The 20,257-nt window shown below is 66.2% G+C and carries 18 protein-coding genes; 9 read left to right on the top strand and 9 right to left on the bottom strand.

Translation table 11 applies throughout. The annotated features are described in order from the left end of the window. Window positions 1-34: 34 nt before the first annotated feature. On the bottom strand, window positions 35-2,233 hold the full coding sequence (locus ACNSTU_RS02435) for a DNA internalization-related competence protein ComEC/Rec2 (RefSeq protein WP_290632564.1): 2,199 nt from the start codon (window positions 2,231-2,233) through the stop codon (window positions 35-37). A gap of 102 nt (window positions 2,234-2,335) precedes the next feature. Between ACNSTU_RS02435 and ACNSTU_RS02430 the strand changes: the two genes are divergently transcribed. Then, the gene (locus ACNSTU_RS02430; protein ID WP_290632562.1) at window positions 2,336-2,878 is read left to right on the top strand and encodes a DUF2062 domain-containing protein; all 543 of its coding nucleotides are present in this window, start codon (window positions 2,336-2,338) and stop codon (window positions 2,876-2,878) included. Here the strand turns inward: ACNSTU_RS02430 and lolD are convergent. The 3 genes from lolD to sfsA are packed head-to-tail and all read right to left on the bottom strand — an operon-like array spanning window position 2,870 to window position 5,575. After that, complete coding sequence (gene lolD / locus ACNSTU_RS02425; RefSeq protein ID WP_290632560.1) at window positions 2,870-3,586, bottom strand: lipoprotein-releasing ABC transporter ATP-binding protein LolD; 717 nt, start codon at window positions 3,584-3,586, stop codon at window positions 2,870-2,872. The two genes, ACNSTU_RS02430 and lolD, sit on opposite strands and share 9 nt — an antisense overlap. Further along, complete coding sequence (locus ACNSTU_RS02420) at window positions 3,579-4,829, bottom strand: lipoprotein-releasing ABC transporter permease subunit (protein WP_290632558.1); 1,251 nt, start codon at window positions 4,827-4,829, stop codon at window positions 3,579-3,581. Before ACNSTU_RS02420 ends, lolD begins: the two co-directional genes overlap by 8 nt. Window positions 4,830-4,840: 11 nt before the next feature. Then, a complete protein-coding gene (gene sfsA, locus ACNSTU_RS02415) occupies window positions 4,841-5,575 on the bottom strand; it encodes a DNA/RNA nuclease SfsA (protein WP_290632556.1) in 735 nt (244 codons plus the stop codon). A 152-nt stretch (window positions 5,576-5,727) separates the two neighbouring features. Between sfsA and ACNSTU_RS02410 the strand changes: the two genes are divergently transcribed. The 6 genes from ACNSTU_RS02410 (at window position 5,728) to ACNSTU_RS02385 (ending at window position 13,510) form a co-directional block, all read left to right on the top strand. After that, window positions 5,728-6,015, top strand: a complete 288-nt coding sequence (locus tag ACNSTU_RS02410; RefSeq protein ID WP_290632554.1) for a hypothetical protein — start codon at window positions 5,728-5,730, stop codon at window positions 6,013-6,015. A gap of 4 nt (window positions 6,016-6,019) precedes the next feature. Further along, a complete protein-coding gene (locus tag ACNSTU_RS02405) occupies window positions 6,020-7,078 on the top strand; it encodes an agmatine deiminase family protein (protein WP_290632552.1) in 1,059 nt (352 codons plus the stop codon). 38 nt (window positions 7,079-7,116) lie between these two features. Then, window positions 7,117-8,010 (top strand): carbon-nitrogen hydrolase, encoded by an 894-nt coding sequence (locus tag ACNSTU_RS02400; protein ID WP_290632550.1) that lies wholly within the window; start codon window positions 7,117-7,119, stop codon window positions 8,008-8,010. 43 nt (window positions 8,011-8,053) lie between these two features. Continuing rightward, window positions 8,054-9,175: a 3-deoxy-7-phosphoheptulonate synthase gene (locus ACNSTU_RS02395; protein WP_290636826.1), complete on the top strand. Its 1,122-nt coding sequence runs from the start codon at window positions 8,054-8,056 to the stop codon at window positions 9,173-9,175. Window positions 9,176-9,186: 11 nt separating this feature from the next. Continuing rightward, window positions 9,187-12,669 (top strand): transcription-repair coupling factor, encoded by a 3,483-nt coding sequence (gene mfd, locus ACNSTU_RS02390; RefSeq protein WP_290636825.1) that lies wholly within the window; start codon window positions 9,187-9,189, stop codon window positions 12,667-12,669. A gap of 88 nt (window positions 12,670-12,757) precedes the next feature. After that, entirely contained in the window at window positions 12,758-13,510 is a 753-nt protein-coding gene (locus ACNSTU_RS02385) for a CsiV family protein (protein WP_290632544.1), read from the top strand. Window positions 13,511-13,529: 19 nt separating this feature from the next. Here ACNSTU_RS02385 and ACNSTU_RS02380 read toward each other — a convergent pair whose 3' ends face one another. Together ACNSTU_RS02380 and mazG are read right to left on the bottom strand one after the other, a co-directional pair. Continuing rightward, window positions 13,530-14,081 carry a hypothetical protein gene (locus ACNSTU_RS02380; protein ID WP_290632542.1) on the bottom strand — a complete coding sequence of 184 codons (552 nt, stop codon included), beginning with the start codon at window positions 14,079-14,081 and terminating at the stop codon, window positions 13,530-13,532. Further along, window positions 14,074-14,874, bottom strand: coding sequence for a nucleoside triphosphate pyrophosphohydrolase (gene mazG / locus ACNSTU_RS02375; protein WP_290632540.1), 801 nt, complete (start codon window positions 14,872-14,874; stop codon window positions 14,074-14,076). Before mazG ends, ACNSTU_RS02380 begins: the two co-directional genes overlap by 8 nt. A 220-nt stretch (window positions 14,875-15,094) precedes the next feature. Here mazG and ACNSTU_RS02370 point away from each other — a divergent pair, with 220 nt between their 5' ends. Beyond that, the gene (locus ACNSTU_RS02370; protein ID WP_290636824.1) at window positions 15,095-15,727 is read left to right on the top strand and encodes a TetR/AcrR family transcriptional regulator; all 633 of its coding nucleotides are present in this window, start codon (window positions 15,095-15,097) and stop codon (window positions 15,725-15,727) included. 48 nt (window positions 15,728-15,775) lie between these two features. On the opposite strand, the gene ACNSTU_RS02365 is transcribed toward ACNSTU_RS02370, so the two are convergent. After that, entirely contained in the window at window positions 15,776-16,267 is a 492-nt protein-coding gene (locus ACNSTU_RS02365) for a tetratricopeptide repeat protein (protein WP_290635874.1), read from the bottom strand. 181 nt (window positions 16,268-16,448) lie between these two features. Between ACNSTU_RS02365 and ispG the strand changes: the two genes are divergently transcribed. After that, on the top strand, window positions 16,449-17,711 hold the full coding sequence (gene ispG, locus ACNSTU_RS02360; protein WP_290635876.1) for a flavodoxin-dependent (E)-4-hydroxy-3-methylbut-2-enyl-diphosphate synthase: 1,263 nt from the start codon (window positions 16,449-16,451) through the stop codon (window positions 17,709-17,711). 24 nt (window positions 17,712-17,735) lie between these two features. Here ispG and thiD read toward each other — a convergent pair whose 3' ends face one another. Then, window positions 17,736-18,548 carry a bifunctional hydroxymethylpyrimidine kinase/phosphomethylpyrimidine kinase gene (thiD, locus tag ACNSTU_RS02355; protein WP_290635878.1) on the bottom strand — a complete coding sequence of 271 codons (813 nt, stop codon included), beginning with the start codon at window positions 18,546-18,548 and terminating at the stop codon, window positions 17,736-17,738. Window position 18,549: 1 nt separating this feature from the next. Next, window positions 18,550-20,118 (bottom strand): class I adenylate-forming enzyme family protein, encoded by a 1,569-nt coding sequence (locus ACNSTU_RS02350; protein WP_290636823.1) that lies wholly within the window; start codon window positions 20,116-20,118, stop codon window positions 18,550-18,552. Window positions 20,119-20,257 lie beyond the last annotated feature (139 nt).

The following is a 20,257-nucleotide window of genomic DNA, read 5'->3' as shown; positions in this document are numbered from 1 at the left end:
GGGCATCCCCGCGCGAAGGCCGCATGATAAACGATTACCTCCCCTGACCGAAGGGCCGGCGCCGATTCCACCAGCCGGCGCGATCCCTCGCGGTCTCCGCGGGCAAACCGGCCTGCAGCGTGATGGTGACCGCCCCGTGGTGGCCGGTGTGCAGCAACCGGACACCATGATCCCGCAGGCGCTCCAGCGCTTGCGGATGCGGCAGGCCATAACGATTGCCGGCATCGACCGACACCACGGCGAGTTCCGGTTGCAGTGCCTCGAGCATCGCCTCTGTCACGGCGTCGGCATGCCCGCCGGCCGGCAGCACGACGGCATCCACCCTGCCCGCGGCTTCCCACCGGACGGGCGCCCCCGGCGGGATACCGGCGGCGATCAGGATACGGCGACCGTCCGACTCCACCAGCAGGACGCAGGCCGTCACATCAAGCTGCGGATCAAGGAAGTGGAACTCGCCGCTGCCCGCCCCCCACCGCGCGCCGCCGGAACACGCTCCGGGGGCTTCCAGGGCGTCGTGAACCGTCGCCCCCGGGGGCATGCGCAGCTCCTCCGCGCCACCCCTGTAACCCGTGCGATCCCTGGTGAGAACCAGCCGGTCGGCCCGCCCCGTTCGTGTGAGCAAGGCGGCCACTTCACGTCCGGTGCGACCGGAATCAACGACCACCACTTCGCCTCCGCTCTGGATGACGCTTGCGTGTCCGTGTCCCACGTCCAGCGTCGTGACCTGTACGCGCGCATCACCGCCCATACTCCCGGGCCACAAAGCGGCGGCCAGCATTGGCATGGCCAGAATCCGCCCGGGGATCCCGGCCGGCATCATCGCCAGCACCACGGCCATCAACAGCAGCACCCAGGCAACACCCCCCTCACCCACCGTCGGGACGGGGACAAGGTCGGCGACCCTGGCCACGCGTTCGGCAAACCCCAGGAACAGGATCAGCAGCCAGCCACTCCAGTCCGCCAGGAACGCGCCAATGGCAGGAAACGGCACGATGGTCATGGCTGCAACTAGCACGAGCGGCACCGTGAACATGCCGACCAGAGGAATCGCCACCAGGTTGGCGACGGGTGCCGCAAGCGCGACATGACTGAACAGGAGTAGCGTCATGGGTGCGAGCACCAGTGCAAGACGGAACTGGATGGTCAGCCATACCCAGGCCCCGCCGGAGGGCGATCGCCCCCAGAGCAGCAGGCCCAGCGTCGCCACGGCCGCGAACGACAACCAGAACCCCGGATCGAGAGGCGCCAGCGGATCCACCAGCAGGACGGCAACCGCCGCAATGCAGAGCACCTGCGTTGGCCGCACCGGCCGCCGCACGAACACCGCAAACAGTGTCACCGCCAGCATGATCAGGGCGCGCTGCGTCGGAATGGTGAACCCGGCAAGAGCGGCATAGACCGCAGCGGTCACAAGCCCCAGCACTGCGCCGGCGACACGCGCCGGGATACGCCCGGCCGTTCGGCCGCCGCACCGCCAGAGGGTCATGCCGAGCACAAGCCCCAGCCCTGCGGCCAGCCCGACATGCAACCCCGAAATCGCCACCAGGTGATTGGTGCCCGTCGCCAGAAGCGTCGCCCAGACCTGGTCATCCAGAAAGCGGCGATCACCAACGGCCAGAGCAACCAGCATGGCACCGGCCGCGTCATGGTTGACCACGGCGCGCAGACGCGCTGACAGGAAACCGCGCACCCCATCCAGGCTTGCGCCTGAATGGACCTCGATTCGTTCCCCGCGAGTCACGGTTCCCGACGCATCGATGCCCTTCTGGATCTGCCAGCGCTCACCGTCGAATGCGCCCGGGTTCAGCGCGCCGGCGGGGGCGCGGAGGTCGGCCTCGAACCGCCAGCGCTCACCGGTGCGCACCGATTGACCGGCGCCGTACCAATGCAGCCGCACCCGCCGCACCTCCGGGCCGTCAGCGGATCGGTCCACCCGCACCAGGAATGACTGACGCCGCGCGTCACCGGAGGCCGGCAGCCCGGCTACCTCGCCCTCCAGGACAACGTTCCCGGGCGTGTCGAGCCGATAATCCAGCGCGGCGGCAGCCGACCAAGCCGACCAGAGCGCCCCTGCGCAGAACAGCCCGGGCACCAGCCAGCGACGGCCGCGAAGCAGCAGCATCACTCCGGCGAGCAACGACAGCCACCCGGCGCTGTCGGGAAGCCCCGTGCTGACATGAAAGAGGATCGCCCCGGCGACGAATGCGCCGCAGGCGGCCGTGGCAGGACTCATCCGTGAGTTTGCCCCCGTTGCCGTTCCTGGCTGCAGCCCGGACATACGGGCCGTAATCACGTTATCATCGCCCCGAACAGGCGACGACTCAAAGTATCACGCGTGGCGAGAAAGTTCTTTCGACGGTATCTGCCGGACTCCAGAGTCGTACGCGGCCATCAGCGGCTCCGCGTGTTCGGGCGTCTGCTTCATGATCCGAACCTGTGGCACCTGAACCGCCACTCGCTGGCGGGCGGTCTGGGCGTGGGCCTGTTCATGGCATTCATGCCCATGCCGTTCCAGATGATTCCCTCCGCGGCGCTGGCGATCCTGTTCCGCGTCAACATGCCGATCGCACTGGCCGGTGTCTGGGTCTCGAACCCACTGACCATGGCGCCGATGCTGTACTTCCAGTACCGGATCGGGTTGCTGGTCATGGGCGAGGGGACACGCGACGGCACGTTCGAGCCCACCCTTGAGTGGTACTGGACGGAGCTGGTCAACATCTGGCAGCCGTTGCTGCTTGGCAGTGTGCTGTGCGGCCTCTGCGCGTCTCTCGCGGGCTACGGCCTGATCCACCTGCTCTGGCGCCTGAACATCCGCCGTCACCTCCGGCGCAGAAAGGAAAAACGCGCCGCCCGCCTCGCCGCGCGCGAATCACGCTGACGCAGACGCCGCCTCTGGCGGAACGAGCCGCCCATCATCGATGGTCACGGTCTGATCCATCCGTCCGGCCAGTTCCATGTCGTGGGTCACCACCACCAGGCTGGTCCCGAAATCCCGGTTGAGCTCCCGCAACAGCGTGAAGACGTCTTCCGCCGTATGGCGGTCCAGATTGCCCGTTGGTTCATCCGCCAGCACGCAGGCCGGCTCAGTCACCATGGCGCGGGCGATGGCCGTGCGCTGCCGCTCCCCACCCGAGAGTTCCCCGGGCTTGTGTTCAAGACGGTGCCCGAGACCGACGCGTTCCAGCACCTTTGCCGCCGCAGCGCTGGCTTCAGCCCGCCCCGCCTTGCGGATCAACAGGGGCATCGCCACGTTTTCCAGCGCCGTGAACTCCGGCAGCAGATGGTGGAACTGGTAGATGAAACCGATCGCTTCATTGCGAAGCCGTCCACGCTCGCCCGCTCCCAGCGCATACACGGACTGTCCGCACACGTGCACGTCTCCTTCCGTCGGCTTGTCCAGCCCGCCGAGAATCTGCAGCAGGGTGCTCTTCCCGGAGCCCGAACGGCCGACAATAGCCAGCTGCTCACCCCGCGCGATACTCAGGCTGACGCGGTCGAGCACACGCACGTCACGCGGCCCCTCGTGAAACACCTTGCTGACGCCGTTGCAGCGAACAACGGCTTCCCCTGACTGCTGTTCATTCATACCGCAACGCCTCCGCTGGCTCGGTTCGTGCTCCCCGCCATGCGGGGTAGATGGTCGCCAACAGCGACAGCACCAGGGCAACACCGGCAATGCGGACCACATCGGTGGTCTGCAGATCCGATGGCAGATCGCTCAACCAGTAGATGTCCGGTGCCAGGAACGCAACACCGAGAAGCTGTTCGATTGCCGGAACGATGGTCTCCACGTTCAGTGCCAGTGCCACGCCCCCGGCGACGCCCAGAATGGTGCCGAAGACACCGATGATGGCCCCCTGCACCATGAATATCCCCATGACACTCCCGGGACTCGCGCCGAGTGTGCGCAGAATGGCGATATCACTGCGCTTGTCGTTCACGACCATGACCAGGGTGGAGACGATATTGAACGCCGCCACGGCGATGATCAGTGTCAGAATGACAAACATCACCGTCTTCTCGGTCTGCACCGCATGGAAGAAGCTGGCGTGCTCCCGGGTCCAGTCACGGACCCGGTAACTGCCACCGCCGAGCTCCTGGCCGACTTCCGATGCCAGCCAGGGCGCATCCATGAGGTCCCGGAACTGCAGGCGCACGCCCGACACGCCCTCGCCCAGCCGCATGATTGTCGCTGCGTCACCGATATGCACCAGCGCCACGCCGCGATCGTACTCGTACATGCCCACGTCGAAGGTGCCGGCAACATGGAAGCGCTTGAGCCGTGGCACTATGCCGGCGACCGTCGCACGCGCCTCCGGCGTCACCACGGTCACCCGGTCACCCGCACGCACGCCCAGCTCGCGCGCAAGCGCCCAGCCAAGAATGATGTTGTACTCCCCCGGCTCCAGGTGCCGCGCGGCATCGCCGTCGATATTCTCGATCACCCGGGAGACATTGCCCTCCATCTCGGGGAGCACACCGCGGAGCTGCGCGCCGCTGACCTGCCCGCCGCGGGTCATCATGACCTCGCCGGTGACATAGGGCGCGGCACCGACCACTTCCGGATGCCTTTCGGCGCGCTCGACGACTGTTTCCCACTCCTCCATGCCGCCATCGCGCGACTCGATGGTGGCATGGGCGATCATGCCGAGAATCTTGTCCCGGAGTTCGCGCTCGAACCCGTTCATCACCGACATGACGGTGATGAGCGCAGTGACCCCCAGGGCGATTCCCAGAATGGAACTCAGCGATATGAAGGACACGAACTGATTACGGCGTTTCGCTCGCGTGTAGCGCAGGCCGATAAACAGTTCCAGCGGACGGAACATGCGCAGTTTCCTTACGTTGGCGACAGCTCGGATGTCGGACACACCACCGGCAACCGGCGGCGCAGTTCGATCGTTTGTTCATTCACATCAGCGCCGAGGGCATGAACCTCGACCCCATTGGCGATGGCTTCCCGCAGCGCCCGTCCGTAGGCCGGGTCAATGCGATCGGCGGGGCGCACCTCGGTCACGTCATCCCGTTGCACACAGAATATCAGCGCGGCACGGCACCCTTCCGCCACCAGCTTCTGCAGGTGCTGCAGATGCCGTGTCCCGCGGTCGCTCACTGCATCGGGGAAAAGCGCCACGCCCTCTTCCACGGCAGCGGTTACGTTCTTGACCTCAACGTACGCGTCGGCCGTGGAAGCATGCCCACTCAGCAGAAAATCAATGCGCGTACGCCACTCCGGGATCCGCACCTCCGGCCTGATGACCGGGTAATCGGCCAGCGCCGGGATACGCCCCTGCTCCAAGGCTTCGCGCACCATGCCATTGGCGCGCCCCGTGTGAATACCGACCAGTGCACGCCCGGGGAGTTCGACGAGTTCCCACGTGAACGCGTACTTGCGCTTCGGGTTGTCGGAGCGGCTGAGCCAGACCCGCGAACCCGGCTCCTTGCAGCCGAGCATCGATCCAGTGTTCGGGCAGTGGCACGTGATCAGCGACCCGTCTTCCAGGCGCACATCGGCAAGAAACCGCTTGTACCGCCGCTCGAGAACACCGGGTGTCAGGGGCTGCGCGAATCGCATCAAACAGACCTTGGACCATTGCGGAAAGCGCGCATTCTAGCAGCATCCCGTTGCGGCGATACCCGCTGGGTCGGCCGGCGTTGGTCCATTCAGGCCCCGGTGCTATAGTCTTCCGGACATTTTCCTGATCGCGTCCAGCATGGAGAGGACGGATGCCCGCAATCGTGCGCACCCTGGGAGTGGCTCTGATTCTGTCGCTTGGCCTCGTGCAGTCTGTAGCCGCGGACACGCTGCTGCTGGACGCTCTGCGTGACGGCGACAGCGAACTCGACGAGCAGTTGCAACGGGGGCTGACAAAAGACCAGGTGGAGCACCGACTCGGTGAGCCGCAGACCCGCAGGGACTCCGTGGGTGATCCGCCCATTACGCGCTGGGATTACGACGGTTTCAGCGTCTACTTCGAATACGACCGCGTCCTCAGAGCCGTACGGCAGCGTTGAACCCGTGACCACACCGCCCCGTCTTCCCGCCGAGTGGGAACTCCAGACAGCCATTATGCTCACCTGGCCCCGCGCAGGCGGCGATTGGGGCGCACGCCTGGCTGCCGCGGAGTCCTCGGTCGAGGAGCTGGCCGCGGCCATTGGCCGGTTTCAGCCGCTCTGTATCGCCGTCCCCGATGCGGCGAAGGCATCGCACGTCCGGCAGCAGCTCCGGAGCCGCGGGGTTCCGGACGATCACCTCCATCTGCACACCGCGCCTGCCGATGACATTTGGGCCCGGGATCACGGACCCATTACCGTGCTCGCTGGCGATGCCCTCCGTTGCCTCGATTTCCGGTTCAACGGCTGGGGCGGCAAGTACCCGGCCACCGAGGACGACCGCCTCACCGCACGGCTGCATGCCGCGGGCGCGTTTCCCGGCGCCGCGTATCAGGCCGTGGATCGCGTGCTGGAAGGCGGCGCCATCGACTGTGACGGGGCCGGCACCATTCTCACCACGCGTCGCTGCTTGCTTCACCCCGGGCGCAATCCCGAACTGGGCGTCAGCGACTACGAACAGCTCTTCCGGGCGCATTTCGGTGCGTCACGCACGCTTTGGCTGAACGATGGCTGGCTGGAGGGCGACGATACCGACGGTCACGTGGACATGCTCGCGCGTTTCACGGATACCGGGACGATCACCTACACCTCTTGTGACCGCCCCGACGATCCGCATTTCCAGCCTCTTCAGGCAATGGCCGCTGAACTCGCCTCATTCCGCACGCCCGATGGCAAGCCGTACGACCTGGTGCCGCTTCCCTGGCCCGAACCGGTGCACGACACCGAAGGCAGCCGTTTGCCAGCGAGTTACGCCAACTTCCTCATCATCAACGGCGCGGTGCTCGTGCCCACCTACGGCGTTCCGCAGGACGCCGCAGCCCTGAATACGCTGGCCGGGCTATTCCCGGAGCGTGCAATCATCGGCCTCGATGCACGCACCCTGATCACCCAGGGCGGCGCCCTGCATTGCGCCACCATGCAGCTCCCCGCTGCGCCGGGGACTGCCACCGAATCCGCAATTTGAGTACAATGCTTGGCCCATTCACCGCCTCCGGAGACGGCATGGCGTCCGCCGCTCATCTGACCGCAGGTCTCGTGCAGCACGCCTGCACCGACGACCCGGACTCCAATCTGACACGCACCGAGCGCGGCATCCGCGACGCGGCCGGCCGTGGCGCCCGGCTGGTGCTGCTGCAGGAGCTCCACCGCACCCCCTATTTCTGCAAACAGGAAGACCCGGCCGTGTTCGACATGGCCGAGCCGATCCCAGGGCCGACCACCAGTTTTCTCAGTAACCTGGCAAAGGAACTTGAAGTGGTTATTGTCGGCTCGCTGTTCGAGCGGAGAGCGGCGGGGCTGTACCACAACACCGCAGTGGTGCTGGACAGTGACGGCCGACTGGCAGGCCACTATCGCAAGATGCATATCCCGGATGACCCTGGGTACTACGAGAAATTCTACTTCACGCCTGGCGATACCGGATTCGAGCCGGTCGACACCAGCGTTGGCCGCCTCGGCGTACTCGTGTGCTGGGACCAGTGGTTCCCTGAAGCCGCCCGGCTCATGGCGCTGGCGGGCGCAGAGATCCTTCTCTACCCCACGGCCATCGGCTGGGCTGACGAGGATGACCGGGACGAACGAAAGCGCCAGCGCGATGCCTGGATGCTGGTTCAGCGGGGGCATGCGGTTGCCAATGGCCTGCCGGTGCTGGTCTGCAACCGGCACGGGCGGGAACCGGATCCGGCCGACCCTGCGGCTGGCGCCACGTTCTGGGGCACGAGCTTTGTCGCCGGGCCGCAGGGGGAGCTGCTCGCGAGGGCCGACGAGGACGGTGACCAGGTCCTGCTTGCAACGCTCGACATGCAGCGCAGCGAGACCGTCCGGCGGATGTGGCCGTTCCTGCGCGACCGCCGCGTGGATCACTATCACGACCTCGTCCGGTTGTACCGGCGCTGAGTCTCGACGCGCCCCCGGACGCGAACGACTGAGGACACCACCCATGATTCTGATCCTGGAACCGAACATCGCCACCGACCACCCCGATTACCAGCGGCTGATGACCTACCTGGATGAACTGGAGGGTATCGAGCACCGCGTGCATCGGGTTCATGGCGCCGAACAGGTGCTGTCCGAGGTCTACCTGATCGGCAACACTGCCGCTCTCCAGGAAGACGAAATGGGCTGCCTGCCGGCCGTTGAGCGGGTCATCCGCATTTCGGACGCCTACCGCATCCTCGGACGCCATCGGGACGACGAACGCGAAGCCGCCTTTACCTACAACGGGGTGGAGTTCAGCCAGGACAACCTGCACGTGTTCGCGGGGCTGTGCGCCGTGGACAACCCACAGAACGTGGAGCGGATGTTCCAGGTGCTGCAGCAGCACGGCCAGACCTGCGCACGCATGGGCGCGTACAAGCCGCGCACCAACCCCTATTCGTTCCAGGGGCACGGGGCCGGATGCCTGCCCTACGTGTTCGAACTCGCCGGCAAGTACGGCATCCGCGTCATCGCCATGGAGATTACCCACGACCGGCATATCGAGGAGATCGAGCGGGCGCTGGAGTCTGTTGGCAACCCCACCGGCGTCATGCTGCAGATCGGCACGCGCAACACGCAGAATTTCGAGCTGCTGAAGTTCGCGGGCCGGCAGACGCGCTTCCCGGTTCTGCTCAAGCGAGGCTTCGGCATCACCCTGGAGGAGTCCCTCAACGCGGCCGAGTACCTGGCGACCGAGGGCAACAGCCAGGTGATCTTCTGCCTGCGAGGCATGAAGACCAACATGGGCGACCCGCACCGGAACTTTGTGGACTTCGCCCATGTCCCCGTTGTGAAGCGCCTGACCCGCATGCCGGTGTGCATCGACCCGTCGCATTCGGTGGGGTCGCGGGCGGCGAGTCCGGACCGGATCATGGACATGATGCACGCCACCGCCCAGGGCGTGATCTCTGGCGCCAACATGATCCTGGTGGACTTCCATCCGGACCCGAAACGCGCCCTGGTGGACGGGCCGCAGGCGCTCACCCCTGACGAGATGCACCTGTTTCTGGAAGACGTCGCCATCGCCCGCGACGCCTACGAACGGCGTCGCGAACTGGCGGCCCGACACCTGACCGCGGACTGATACGACAGCGCATGAGTGACACGTTGCAGAATCCCCTTTCCCCCGCTCCTCCCCGTGACGGCAGGCAGGTCACCTGGACAGGGCTGCCCGGCAGCGCCGGCGCCCTGGCGCTGAGCCGCCTGCTCCAGCGCCGCGAACGCCTGATCCTGGCAATCACGGCAACATCCCAGGACGCACAGCGCCTGGAGACGGAGCTACGCTTCTACACCAGCGGCGAAACCACCATCCTGCCCTTCCCCGACTGGGAGACGCTGCCCTACGACGTGTTCTCTCCGCACCAGGACATCGTCTCGCAACGACTGGCGACGCTCTACAGCCTGCCCGAGACGCACCAGGGCGTGCTGATTGTCCCGGTGCCAACGCTCATGCAGCGGCTGGCGCCGCGCAGTTACCTGGACGCCACCGGGCTGATGCTGCGCGCCGGCGAGCGCCTGGACCGGGACGACATGCGCCGGCGGCTAGAGCAGGCCGGCTACCGCAACGTGCCGGAAGTCATGGAGCACGGCGAGTTCGCGGTGCGCGGCGCGCTGCTGGACCTCTTCCCCATGGGCAGCACGCAGCCCTACCGGATCGATCTGTTCGACGACGAGGTGGACACCATTCGCACGTTCGACCCGGAAACCCAGCTGACGGTGGAGCGGGTGGATCAGATCCGGCTGCTCCCGGGTCGCGAATTCCCGGTGGACGACGACGCCATTACCCGCTTCCGCAAGGGGTTCCGCGCGTTCTTCGAAGGCGATCCAACGCGCAGCCGCGTCTACTGCGACGTCAGCGACGGCGTCATGCCGAACGGCGTGGAGTACTACCTGCCGCTGTTCTTCGAGGACACGGCCACCCTGTTCGACTACCTCCCGGACGACGCCATTCTGTACACCGAGGCGGGGGTCGCCGAGGCGGTGGACGGCTACTGGCAGGAGATCCTCGGCCGTTACGAGCAGCGCGGCCACGATCAGGACCGGCCCCTGCTGCCGCCGGATCAGCTCTTCCTCGCCCCTGACCACGTGGGCGAGCAGCTCGACCGCATGACCGGCATCCGGCGCTACCAGGAAACCGACGAGGAACTGGCTCAGGGGCCGAAACCGGGGCGCGTCCGCTTCGACGCCGCCCCCCTCCCCGGCCTGACCCTGCACGCACGCAAGGACGAGCCCGACCGCCGGTTGGTCGATGATTTCCTGACGGCGTTCAACGGCCGCAGCCTGTTCATCGCCGAGACGCCCGGGCACCGGGAAGCGCTGATGGAAGCCCTTGCGCGACACGGCATCCAGCCCGAGCCGGTGCCCTCGTGGGACGCCTTCGCCGCCGGCGATTACAAGACCGCCATGACCATCGCGCCGGTGGAGGATGGCGCCCTGATCGAGCAGGCTGGCATCGCTGTCATTCCCGAGGCCGTGCTGTTCGGTAACCGCGCCCAGCAGCGTCGCCGGCGCCGCCAGCAGGAGCGCGATCCGTCGCTGATCATCAAGGATCTCAACGACTTGAACATCGGGGCGCCCGTGGTCCACGAGGACCACGGTGTCGGCCGTTACCAGGGCCTGCAGCGGCTGGACGTGGGCGACTTCCCCACGGAATTCCTGACCCTGGAGTACGCCGGCGGCGACAAGCTCTACGTGCCCGTGTCATCACTGCACCTGATCAGCCGATACACCGGGGCCGAGGAGACCCAGGCGCCCCTGCACAAGCTCGGCGGAGAGCAGTGGGAGAAGGCGCGGCGCAAGGCCGCCGAGAAGGCCCGGGACGTCGCCGCGGAGCTGCTCGAGGTCTACGCACAGCGGGCCGCGCGCAAGGGGCAGTCCCTGCATAGCGCCGCCGAGGACTACGCCACCTTCGCCGAAGCCTTTCCGTTCGAGGAAACGCCGGACCAGCAGGACGCCATCGACGCCGTGGTTGCGGACCTTGGCTCGGACCAGCCCATGGACCGTGTCGTGTGCGGCGATGTGGGCTTCGGCAAGACGGAAGTCGCCATGCGCGCCGCCTTTGTTGCGGTGCAGAGTGGTCAGCAGGTGGCGGTGCTGGTGCCCACCACCCTGCTGGCGCAGCAGCACTACCAGAACTTCCGCGACCGGTTTGCGGACTGGCCCATCCGCATCGGCTCCCTGTCACGGTTCAATAGCGCCAGGGAGACCCGGGAGACCCAGGCGGCGTTGTCCGACGGTACGCTGGACATCGTCATCGGCACGCACAGGCTGCTGCAGGGCGGCATCGACGCCAAGCAGCTCGGGCTGGTGATCGTGGACGAGGAGCACCGATTCGGCGTGCGACAGAAGGAGAAGCTCAAGCAGCTGCGGGCCGAGGTGGATATCCTGACGCTGACGGCCACGCCGATTCCGCGCACCCTGAACATGTCCCTGGCCGGGCTGCGCGATCTGTCGATCATCGCCACGCCGCCGGCACGCCGGCTTGCCGTAAAGACCTTCGTCAACGAATGGAACGACACGCTCATCCAGGAGGCCTGCCTGCGCGAAATCAAACGTGGTGGACAGGTCTACTTTCTGCACAACGACGTGGACACCATTGCGCGGACGGCCGAGCAGCTGGAGGATCTCGTGCCCCAGGCGCGGGTCGGCATTGCCCACGGGCAGATGGCGGAGCGGGATCTCGAGCGCGTGATGCTCGATTTTTACCACCAGCGCTACAACGTGTTGGTATGCACCACGATCATCGAGTCGGGGATCGACATTCCCAACGCCAACACCATCGTGATCAACCGCGCCGATCGCTTCGGGCTCGCCCAGCTCCATCAGCTGCGCGGACGCGTCGGGCGCTCCCATCACCGCGCCTACGCCTACCTGATCGCGCCACACCGGCGCGCCATGACCGCCGACGCCGTGAAACGGCTCGACGCCATCTCCGCCCACGAGGACCTGGGTGTCGGCTTTACGCTGGCCAGCCACGACCTGGAGATCCGCGGCGCGGGCGAGCTGCTCGGCGGCGAACAGAGCGGGCAGATGGCGGAGGTCGGCTTCAGCATGTACAACGACCTGCTGGAACGGGCGGTGACAGCGCTGAAGAGTGGCAAGGAACCGGCGCTGGAGCACACGGCGCACCACGGGGCCGAAGTGGACCTGCGGCTGCCGGCGCTCATCCCCGACGACTACCTACCGGACGTCCATGCCCGTCTGGTGCTGTACAAGCGCATCGCCAGCGCCCGCAATGAGACGGCGCTGAAGGACCTGCAGGTGGAGATGATCGACCGCTTCGGTCTGCTGCCGGATCCCGTCAAGAACCTGTTCCGGGTAACGGCGCTGAAACTGCGCGCCGAGACCTTCGGCATCGTCCGGGTCGAGGCCGGCCCCGGAGGCGGGACGCTTGTTTTCGGCGACGAAGCGCTGGTGGACCCGGCAACGCTGGTGGAACTCATCCAGGGCCAGCCGGACCGCTACAAGCTCGAAAGTCAGCACCGCCTCCGCGTCCTCACCGAGATGCCCGAGCACGCGGACCGGTTCTCCGTCATGGAGGACCTGCTTGGCCGGCTCAGAATCCGGGAGGCGGCATGAGCGTCGCCCTCTGCCGTCACTGGCCGCGAGACGCGGCAACGGGCACACTGGCCCCTGACAGGGAATCACTGCATCTGGAGACCATCGCATGACGCGCCAGCCGCTGTTTCGCGTGCTACTGCTCGCCCTCCTCGGGTCGCTGCTCGCCGCTCCCGCCATTGCGGATGAAGACGAAGACGAAGAGCAGTACCGGGTGGAAATGATCATTTTCAAGCAGTCGGGCGGTGACGAAGAACGCTGGCCCACCCGCCCTGCACCTGCCGTGCACGAGCGGTATGCGGAACTGCGCAACGACGTGGACACGCCCGGCGCAGACGTCTACCGCCGGGCCGACGACGACAGGCAGCTATCCGCCGTTGCCCGGCGGCTCGGGGAGTCCGGTCATTACGACGTTCTCGTCCATACCGCCTGGATCCAGCCCGGCCTGGACCGCCAGGAGGCCGCCGCCATCGCGCTCCCCCTGGGCACGGAAATGCCCGGCATGGGTGATGACGAACTGCCCGCGGGCGCCAACGGCAAAGATGACGAGAAAGAGAACGCCGACGGCGACAACGGCGAGCAACCCGAGCGCGCCGCCCTGCCCGCCCGTCCACCCGAAGGGCTGTCCGGATGGGTGCGTGTGGCGCGGGAGCGCTACCTTCACGTCCACCTTGACCTGCGCTGGGTCGACCCGGAGCGCAGCGAGGCCGGGCCACTGGACCGCCTCCACGGCGTGTTCATCGAGGACATGGAGCCGGTGGTGACGCTGCAGGACGGTCGCCGGATGCGCAGCGGGGAGCTGCACTACATTGACCATCCGGTGCTCGGCGTGATCGTGCGGGTGGACCGGGTCGATAACTGAGCCTCAGGGCCTTCCGCAGTCAGAAGTGCCAGCGGGCCGTGACGCCTGCTTCGTGCAGGAGATTGTCGGGCCAGCTCCAGTACTGCGTCTGGGCGTCCACGAGCAGGTCCAGACTGTCCCCCAGGCGAACGCCCGCACCGAGACCGAACGCAAGCCGTCCCTGCAGCCGCGTGCTGTCGGGTCGATCGAGCTCCCGGGCGACCACGCCCAGACGTACACGGTGAAAGAACCGTTCGCCCAAGAACGTATTGAGCGCGAGATAGGCACCCGCCTGCACCACGTCAGCCTCCTCACGCCCGTCCCCGCTGCGCCGTGACAGGCTCTCGGTGGTCCCGGCGAACTCGCCCTCCAGGGCGATGGTCGAGCGCGGCGTGTCCGCATGCTGGTAGGGGAGTTTCCAGCCGAACAGCACCGACGGACCGTACCCTTCCTGCCAGCCGTCGAGCTTTAGAACGCGCGCGCCGGCACCGGCATACCAGCCGGACTCCCCGCGAGGTTCGTCGAAGGCGAACAGCGTCGCCGCACTCAGCATGAGTGCTCCCCCCACCGCCGCTCGCAGCGCGTTACCCATTGTTCGTCTCTCCTTTCTCCGCCTGTTTCGCCCGCGTCCAGGCCGCCTCCTTGGTGGCCATGTCGCTGCCCGCAAGATCCACCTGTTCGTCCGCGAGCTGCTGCTCCATGCGCCGGAACCGGCGCTCGAACTTCGCATTGGCTCCGCGGAGCGCCCGTTCCGGGTCCACCCCGAGGTGTCGACCGAGATTCGCACAGGCGAACAGCAGATCACCGAACTCGTCCTCCACCGCCTCCCGGGAACCGGATGCCCGGGCCTCCTCGAGTTCTTCCAGCTCCTCGCGGACCTTTGCGATCACCCCGTCTGCCGATGGCCAGTCGAAATGGACCCGTGCCGCACGCCGGGTGATCTTGCCTGCGCGGGTCAGTCCCGGCAGCGTGACGGGAACTCCGTCCAGGGCCGACTGCCGGGCACCGTCACCCCGCTCACGCCGCTCGGCCTCCTTCATGGCCTCCCAGGAAGGCGGCCTGCCGCCGCGGCTGACAGCATCCCCGAAGACGTGTGGATGCCGGCGGACCATCTTGTCGTGGATACCGCGGGTCACAGCCTCGAAATCAAACAGGCCCTGCTCGCGTGCCATCTGGGCGTGAAATACCACCTGAAACAGCAGGTCGCCAAGTTCGTCGCGGAGGTCGTCTGGCGCCTGCCGGTGGATGGCATCCGCCACCTCGTACGCCTCCTCGAGCGTGTAAGGCGCGATGGAATGGAAATCCTGCTGCAGATCCCACGGGCAGCCACGCTCCGGGTCCCGCAACGTTGCCATCAATGCCAGCAGATCCTGAAGTGCTTTCACGTAGTCGCCCCGCGTGCCGTGGTCAACGCGCTACAAGGTATCACACCACCGGACGGGGTCCGGCCGGGGCTACACGGCAGCCCCTGCCAGTTGACGATTGAGTCATGTATCATCGATACCGACAGCAGCGGTTTGACAGCGCGATCGCGCTTCCATACGGTTCTGCTGGTTCACGTGACGGTCGTCGACGGAACGATCCCTGTTCAGAGGATGCAGCGCATTGGCCAAAGCAACCCGAAAGCCCGTAACCGCCAGAGGCGAGCAGACACGCCAGAAACTCCTCTCCGCCGCGGAATCGGAGTTCGGCGAGAAGGGCTTTCATTCAGCGTCCGTGAGCAGCATCACGCGCCGGGCCGGTGTTGCCCAAGGGACGTTCTACATCTACTACGATTCCAAGGAAGAGATTCTTCGCGAACTGGTGCGGTTCATGAACCGCAAGCTCCGCCATACTCTCACTCGGGCGACTCACGGCATTACTGACCGGGTCGAAATCGAACGGGTTGGCCTGGAAGCGTTCCTGCGCTTCGCCATGGAAGAGAAGAACCTCTACCGGGTGGTGCTGGAGTCACAGTTCATCGACGAGTCTATCTACCGCGAATACTACGAGCAGATGGCGCGTGTCTACACGGCGCGCCTGGAGCGCGCACAGGACGAAGGGCAGGTTCGCTCCGGCTCCGCCTACGGTCAGGCCTGGGCGCTTATGGGGATGGGATCGTTTCTCGGCCTGCGCTACGCGGTGTGGGAAGGAACCATGCCGCCCGACGACGTCATGGAAGCGGCTGTCGCCTTCATCCGGGGCGGCCTCATGCCCGATGACCAGCTCTGCGGCGCGGCGGCCCTCAGCACGCCGTGACGTGCCGAGTCCGGCGGCTCTGCGCGTGCGGCCGACGTACGGATCGGATCAGGGCAGATCAGGGCACGGCACTTCGATGTCGGGGTTGCGCACCACGCGCGCCAGCAGACAGCTCAGATAGATATCCGTCGCGTGGCTGTGGCTGTCTTCGGGCATAGCATCCCTGGCTTCTTCCAGAGTCTCCGCACCCTTGCGAAAATACACCAGACCAAGGTTGTAGCGCGCCTCCTGGTAATCCGGGTCAAGGCCCAGCGCCTCCAGATACGCCGCACTAGCCTGATCCAGCTCCCCCTTGCCGGCCTCAATGTTGCCAAGCTGAAACCACGCCCGGGGGCGCTCCGGGTCCAACTCCAGCAACGCACGATAGGCATTGCGGGCGGCGGCATCATCACCTTCCATCTCCGCCTCGAGTGCCTCATGGTTCAGGCGCAGGATCTCGCTGCGTTGATCGTCACCGACCATAGTACAACCCGTTGCCACGAGCCCGAGCACAATGGCAGCGACACCTGCACAGCATCGCTGTGTCACTGTCGTGTCCATGGCAAACCCCTGCATCTTCTGTATCATTGCGAACTGAGATTAACGCGGCCCGGAAGGGCCGGATACGGAGCGCGTCACGGAATTGCGCACCGGCTCCCGCACCGCGGGCACGGTACCACAGTCAGGGCCCCGGCTGTCCGCCGGAATCCGTCCCTCCCCAAGCAACTGATGTCGGCAGTCCATGGTTGAAGATCAGCAGCCCAAGCGGCGCACAACGGTTCCAGTGTCCATCGGCAACGTCGTGGTGGGCGGTCAAGCCCCGGTGGTCATCCAGTCGATGACCAATACCGATACCGCCGACGAGGTCGGCACGGCCATTCAGGTGGCGGATCTCGCGCGCGCCGGGTCCGAGCTGGTCCGTATCACCGTGAATACCGAGGAAGCCGCGGCCGCCGTCCCCCATATCCGCGACCGGCTCGAGGCAATGGGGCTGGAGGTCCCGCTGGTGGGGGACTTCCACTTCAACGGACACAAGCTCCTGGAGCGACACCCCGCCTGTGCCGAGGCTCTGGCCAAGTACCGCATCAACCCGGGCAACGTCGGCCGGGGCGCCCGCCGTGACACCCAGTACGCGCAGATGATCGAGACCGCCTGCCGGTTCGACAAGCCGGTTCGCATCGGCGTCAACTGGGGCAGTCTCGACCAGGACCTGCTGGCGCGCATGATGGACGAGAATGCCGCAGCGCCCCGCCCCCTGGACAGCCGCGATGTCATGAAGGAGGCGCTGATCGTCTCCGCCCTGGAAAGTGCGGAACGTGCGGAGGAAATTGGGCTCGGCCACGACCGGATCATCATCTCGTGCAAGCTCAGCGGCGTACAGGACCTGATCGGGGTGTACCAGGACCTTTCCCGGCGATGCGAATACCCGCTGCACCTGGGGCTGACCGAGGCGGGAATGGGCTCGAAGGGCATCGTCGCCTCCTCGGCAGCTCTGGCCGTGCTCCTTCAACAGGGCATTGGCGACACCATTCGCATGTCACTGACGCCGGAGCCCGGAGAGGCGCGTACGACGGAGGTACAGGTCGCCCAGGAGCTGTTGCAGACCATGGGGCTGCGCGCGTTCACGCCCTTGGTGGCCGCCTGCCCGGGCTGTGGCCGCACCACCAGCACCGTTTTCCAGGAGCTGGCGGGCGAGATACAGACGTATGTCCGTGAACGCATGCCGGAGTGGCGACGTCACTATCCCGGCGTGGAGGAAATGAGCCTGGCGGTCATGGGTTGTGTGGTGAATGGCCCCGGCGAGAGCAAGCACGCCAATATCGGGATCAGCCTGCCGGGCACCGGTGAGCGGCCGGTCGCGCCGGTCTACGAAGACGGCGAGAAAACGGTGACCCTCAAAGGCGACCATGTGGCGGATGACTTCAAGGCGGTCATCGAACGCTACGTGGAGCGCCGATACGGTCAGCCCAACGACTCGTCCGGAGACGCATCCGGCGGCTACTAATCTGCTCGGAAATCTTGTCAGGTCTCAGCTGCTGCGGACGGTGTGGCAGTGATTCACCGGGCCGTCGCCGGCTCCGAGTCCGGGCGCCGTGCGGATGGCCTCGAGCAGATAGTCGCGGGCCCTGGCGACCGCATGGTCGAGCGGGAATCCCTGCGCGATGCCGGTGGCAATGGCAGATGCAAGCGTGCATCCCGTGCCGTGTGTGTGCCGGGTGTGAATACGGGCGTGGTGAAACCGTCGCGTGCGCCCATCGGGCCCGACGAGCACGTCCAGCAAGGCGTCTCCCTGCAGGTGCCCTCCCTTGAGGAGCACCGCGCCGCCGGTCATGGCCTGTAACTCACGGGCGGCCGCCTCCATCCCGGCTTCCCCGGGGACCGCCCTGCCGAGCAACGCCTCCGCTTCCGGGAGATTGGGGGTGAGGAGCGTGGCATGGGGCAGCAGCCGCTCCACCATGGCACCCACCGCGCCGGGGTCGAGCAGGCTGGCGCCACTCTGGGCGACCATGACCGGATCCACCACGAGCGGCACACCGGCGCCCGCCTCCTGCATCAACCGGACTACACAGTCGATGGTATCTGCGTCGTGCAGCATGCCGGTCTTGATGGCATCCACACCGATATCATCCACCACCACACCGATCTGTCGCCGCAGGAATGCGGCCGGAACCGGGAGGACGTCGTGCACGCCCTCGGTGTTTTGGGCCGTCAGGGCGGTAATCGCCGTCATGGCGTAGCCACCAAGTGCAGTCACCGCCTTGATGTCGGCCTGTATACCCGCACCTCCGCCGGAGTCCGAGCCCGCGATAATGAGAACGCGCCCGTGCGCCTGCGTTGCCATGTCAGGATTCCAGTTGTCTGCCCAAGGAGTTACGATCGATCTTGCCCGCCCCGGTGACCGGGATACTCTCCACCACCGCGAAACGGGACGGCACCTTGAACGCCGCCAGATGCTCGCGGCAATGCGCCCGCAGGTCCGGCTCGAGATCCCCGTCCGGCGCATCATCGGCAGGGACGACGGCGGCCACCGGAACCTGGCCCCAGCGCTGATCCGGCATGGCCACCACGCACACCTGGGCGACGGCCGGATGCTCCTGGAGGACGGTCTCGATCTCCTCCGGTGAGACGTTCTCGCCGCCGCTGATGAACATGTTGTCGGCCCGGCCCATGATGCGCACGTTGCCCTCTTCGTCCTGAACGGCCAGATCGCCGCTGTCCACCCAGCCGTCGTCGAGCAGGGCCTTGCGGGTGCGGTCCGGCTGACCCAGGTAGCCGCCGAAGTTGTGCAGGCTGCGCATGTGCAGCACCCCGACCTCACCGGTCGGGACCGGCACACCGGACTCCTGATCGACGATACGGAAGTCGCAGTGGATCATGCTGGTGCCGATGCTGCGATTGTGCGCACGGATGGTCTCCAGCTCCTGGTCAATGCCGCCATACATGAAGTTGGACGGACCGGCCTCGGTCAGCCCGTAGGCCTGAACCACCGGGATGCCGCGTGCATAGAACGGGTCCATCACCTCAGAAGAACAGGGCGCGCCGGCACTGGTAATGCCGGTGACCGATGACAGGTCGGCCTCCGGGAAACGCGGGTGCTCGGCAATAAAGCGCAGCATCGCCTCGACACCGCCGAAGTTGGTGATCCGCTCGCCCTCGATCACGTCCAGCACCTGCCCCGGGTCGAACTGCCGTGTCAGTACGGAATAACCGCCGGCGTGGAAGACCGGCGTCAACGAGTTCCAACCGCCCACGTGGAACAGCGGGAACGTGATCAGCTGGCGCTGCTCCATGAGCGTGCCGCCGGTGACGATCATGTCGAGGGCGTTCCACAGCATCTGCCGGTGCGGCACGATGCAGACCTTGGGGGTCGCCGTGGTGCCACCGGTATGGATATACAGAAACGGATCGGCCTGAGCCAGCGGTCTGTTCATGTCCCGTTCCGCGTGCGCCAGCAGCGGCAGGAATCCGCTGTCGTCGCCGTCGGTGATCCGCACCTGCGTCGCGACGGAGTCAGGTAACTGGAGTCCGTCCACCAGAGAGTCGAACACGTCCTCGTAGACCAGTGCCCGCGGCTGGATGCGCTCCAGCAATTCATTCAGCTCACGGGGCCGGAGCCGGTAGCTGAGCGGCGCGAGAATGGTGCCAATCTTGCCGCAGGCCATGTAGAGATCCAGTGCCTCGACGCGGTTGCGGGTCACGATGCAGATCGGGTCACCCTGCTTCAGGCCGCCCTCGTCCAGCAGCCAGGCGCCGACACGGTTGGCACGGGCGTTCACGTCCGCGTAGCTCAGCCGGGTGTTGCTGTCGGCATCCAGAATGGCCGTCCGGTGCGGCGTCAGAGCGGCCCTGCGGCCGGCCCAGTCGCCGATCCAGTTCATCGCCATGGTGTCGTAATCGGGCTGCTGCGACATGCCATCTCCTCGGTTGTTGTCGAAACATCACGCCTGGTGAACCGCGCGTCACCCCATTGTACAGGTCTTGCGTTGGAGCCAAACGGTCACGGCCTGACAGTGCGGCCGTTCCACGCCATAATACGCGGCCCGCAATTCA

Origin of the sequence: Aquisalimonas sp. APHAB1-3 (assembly GCF_048323695.1) — a bacterium.
In the GTDB taxonomy this organism is placed as follows: domain Bacteria; phylum Pseudomonadota; class Gammaproteobacteria; order Nitrococcales; family Aquisalimonadaceae; genus Aquisalimonas.
Note: the sequence above shows the minus strand (reverse complement) of the source record. Positions and strands in the feature narration are given on the sequence as shown.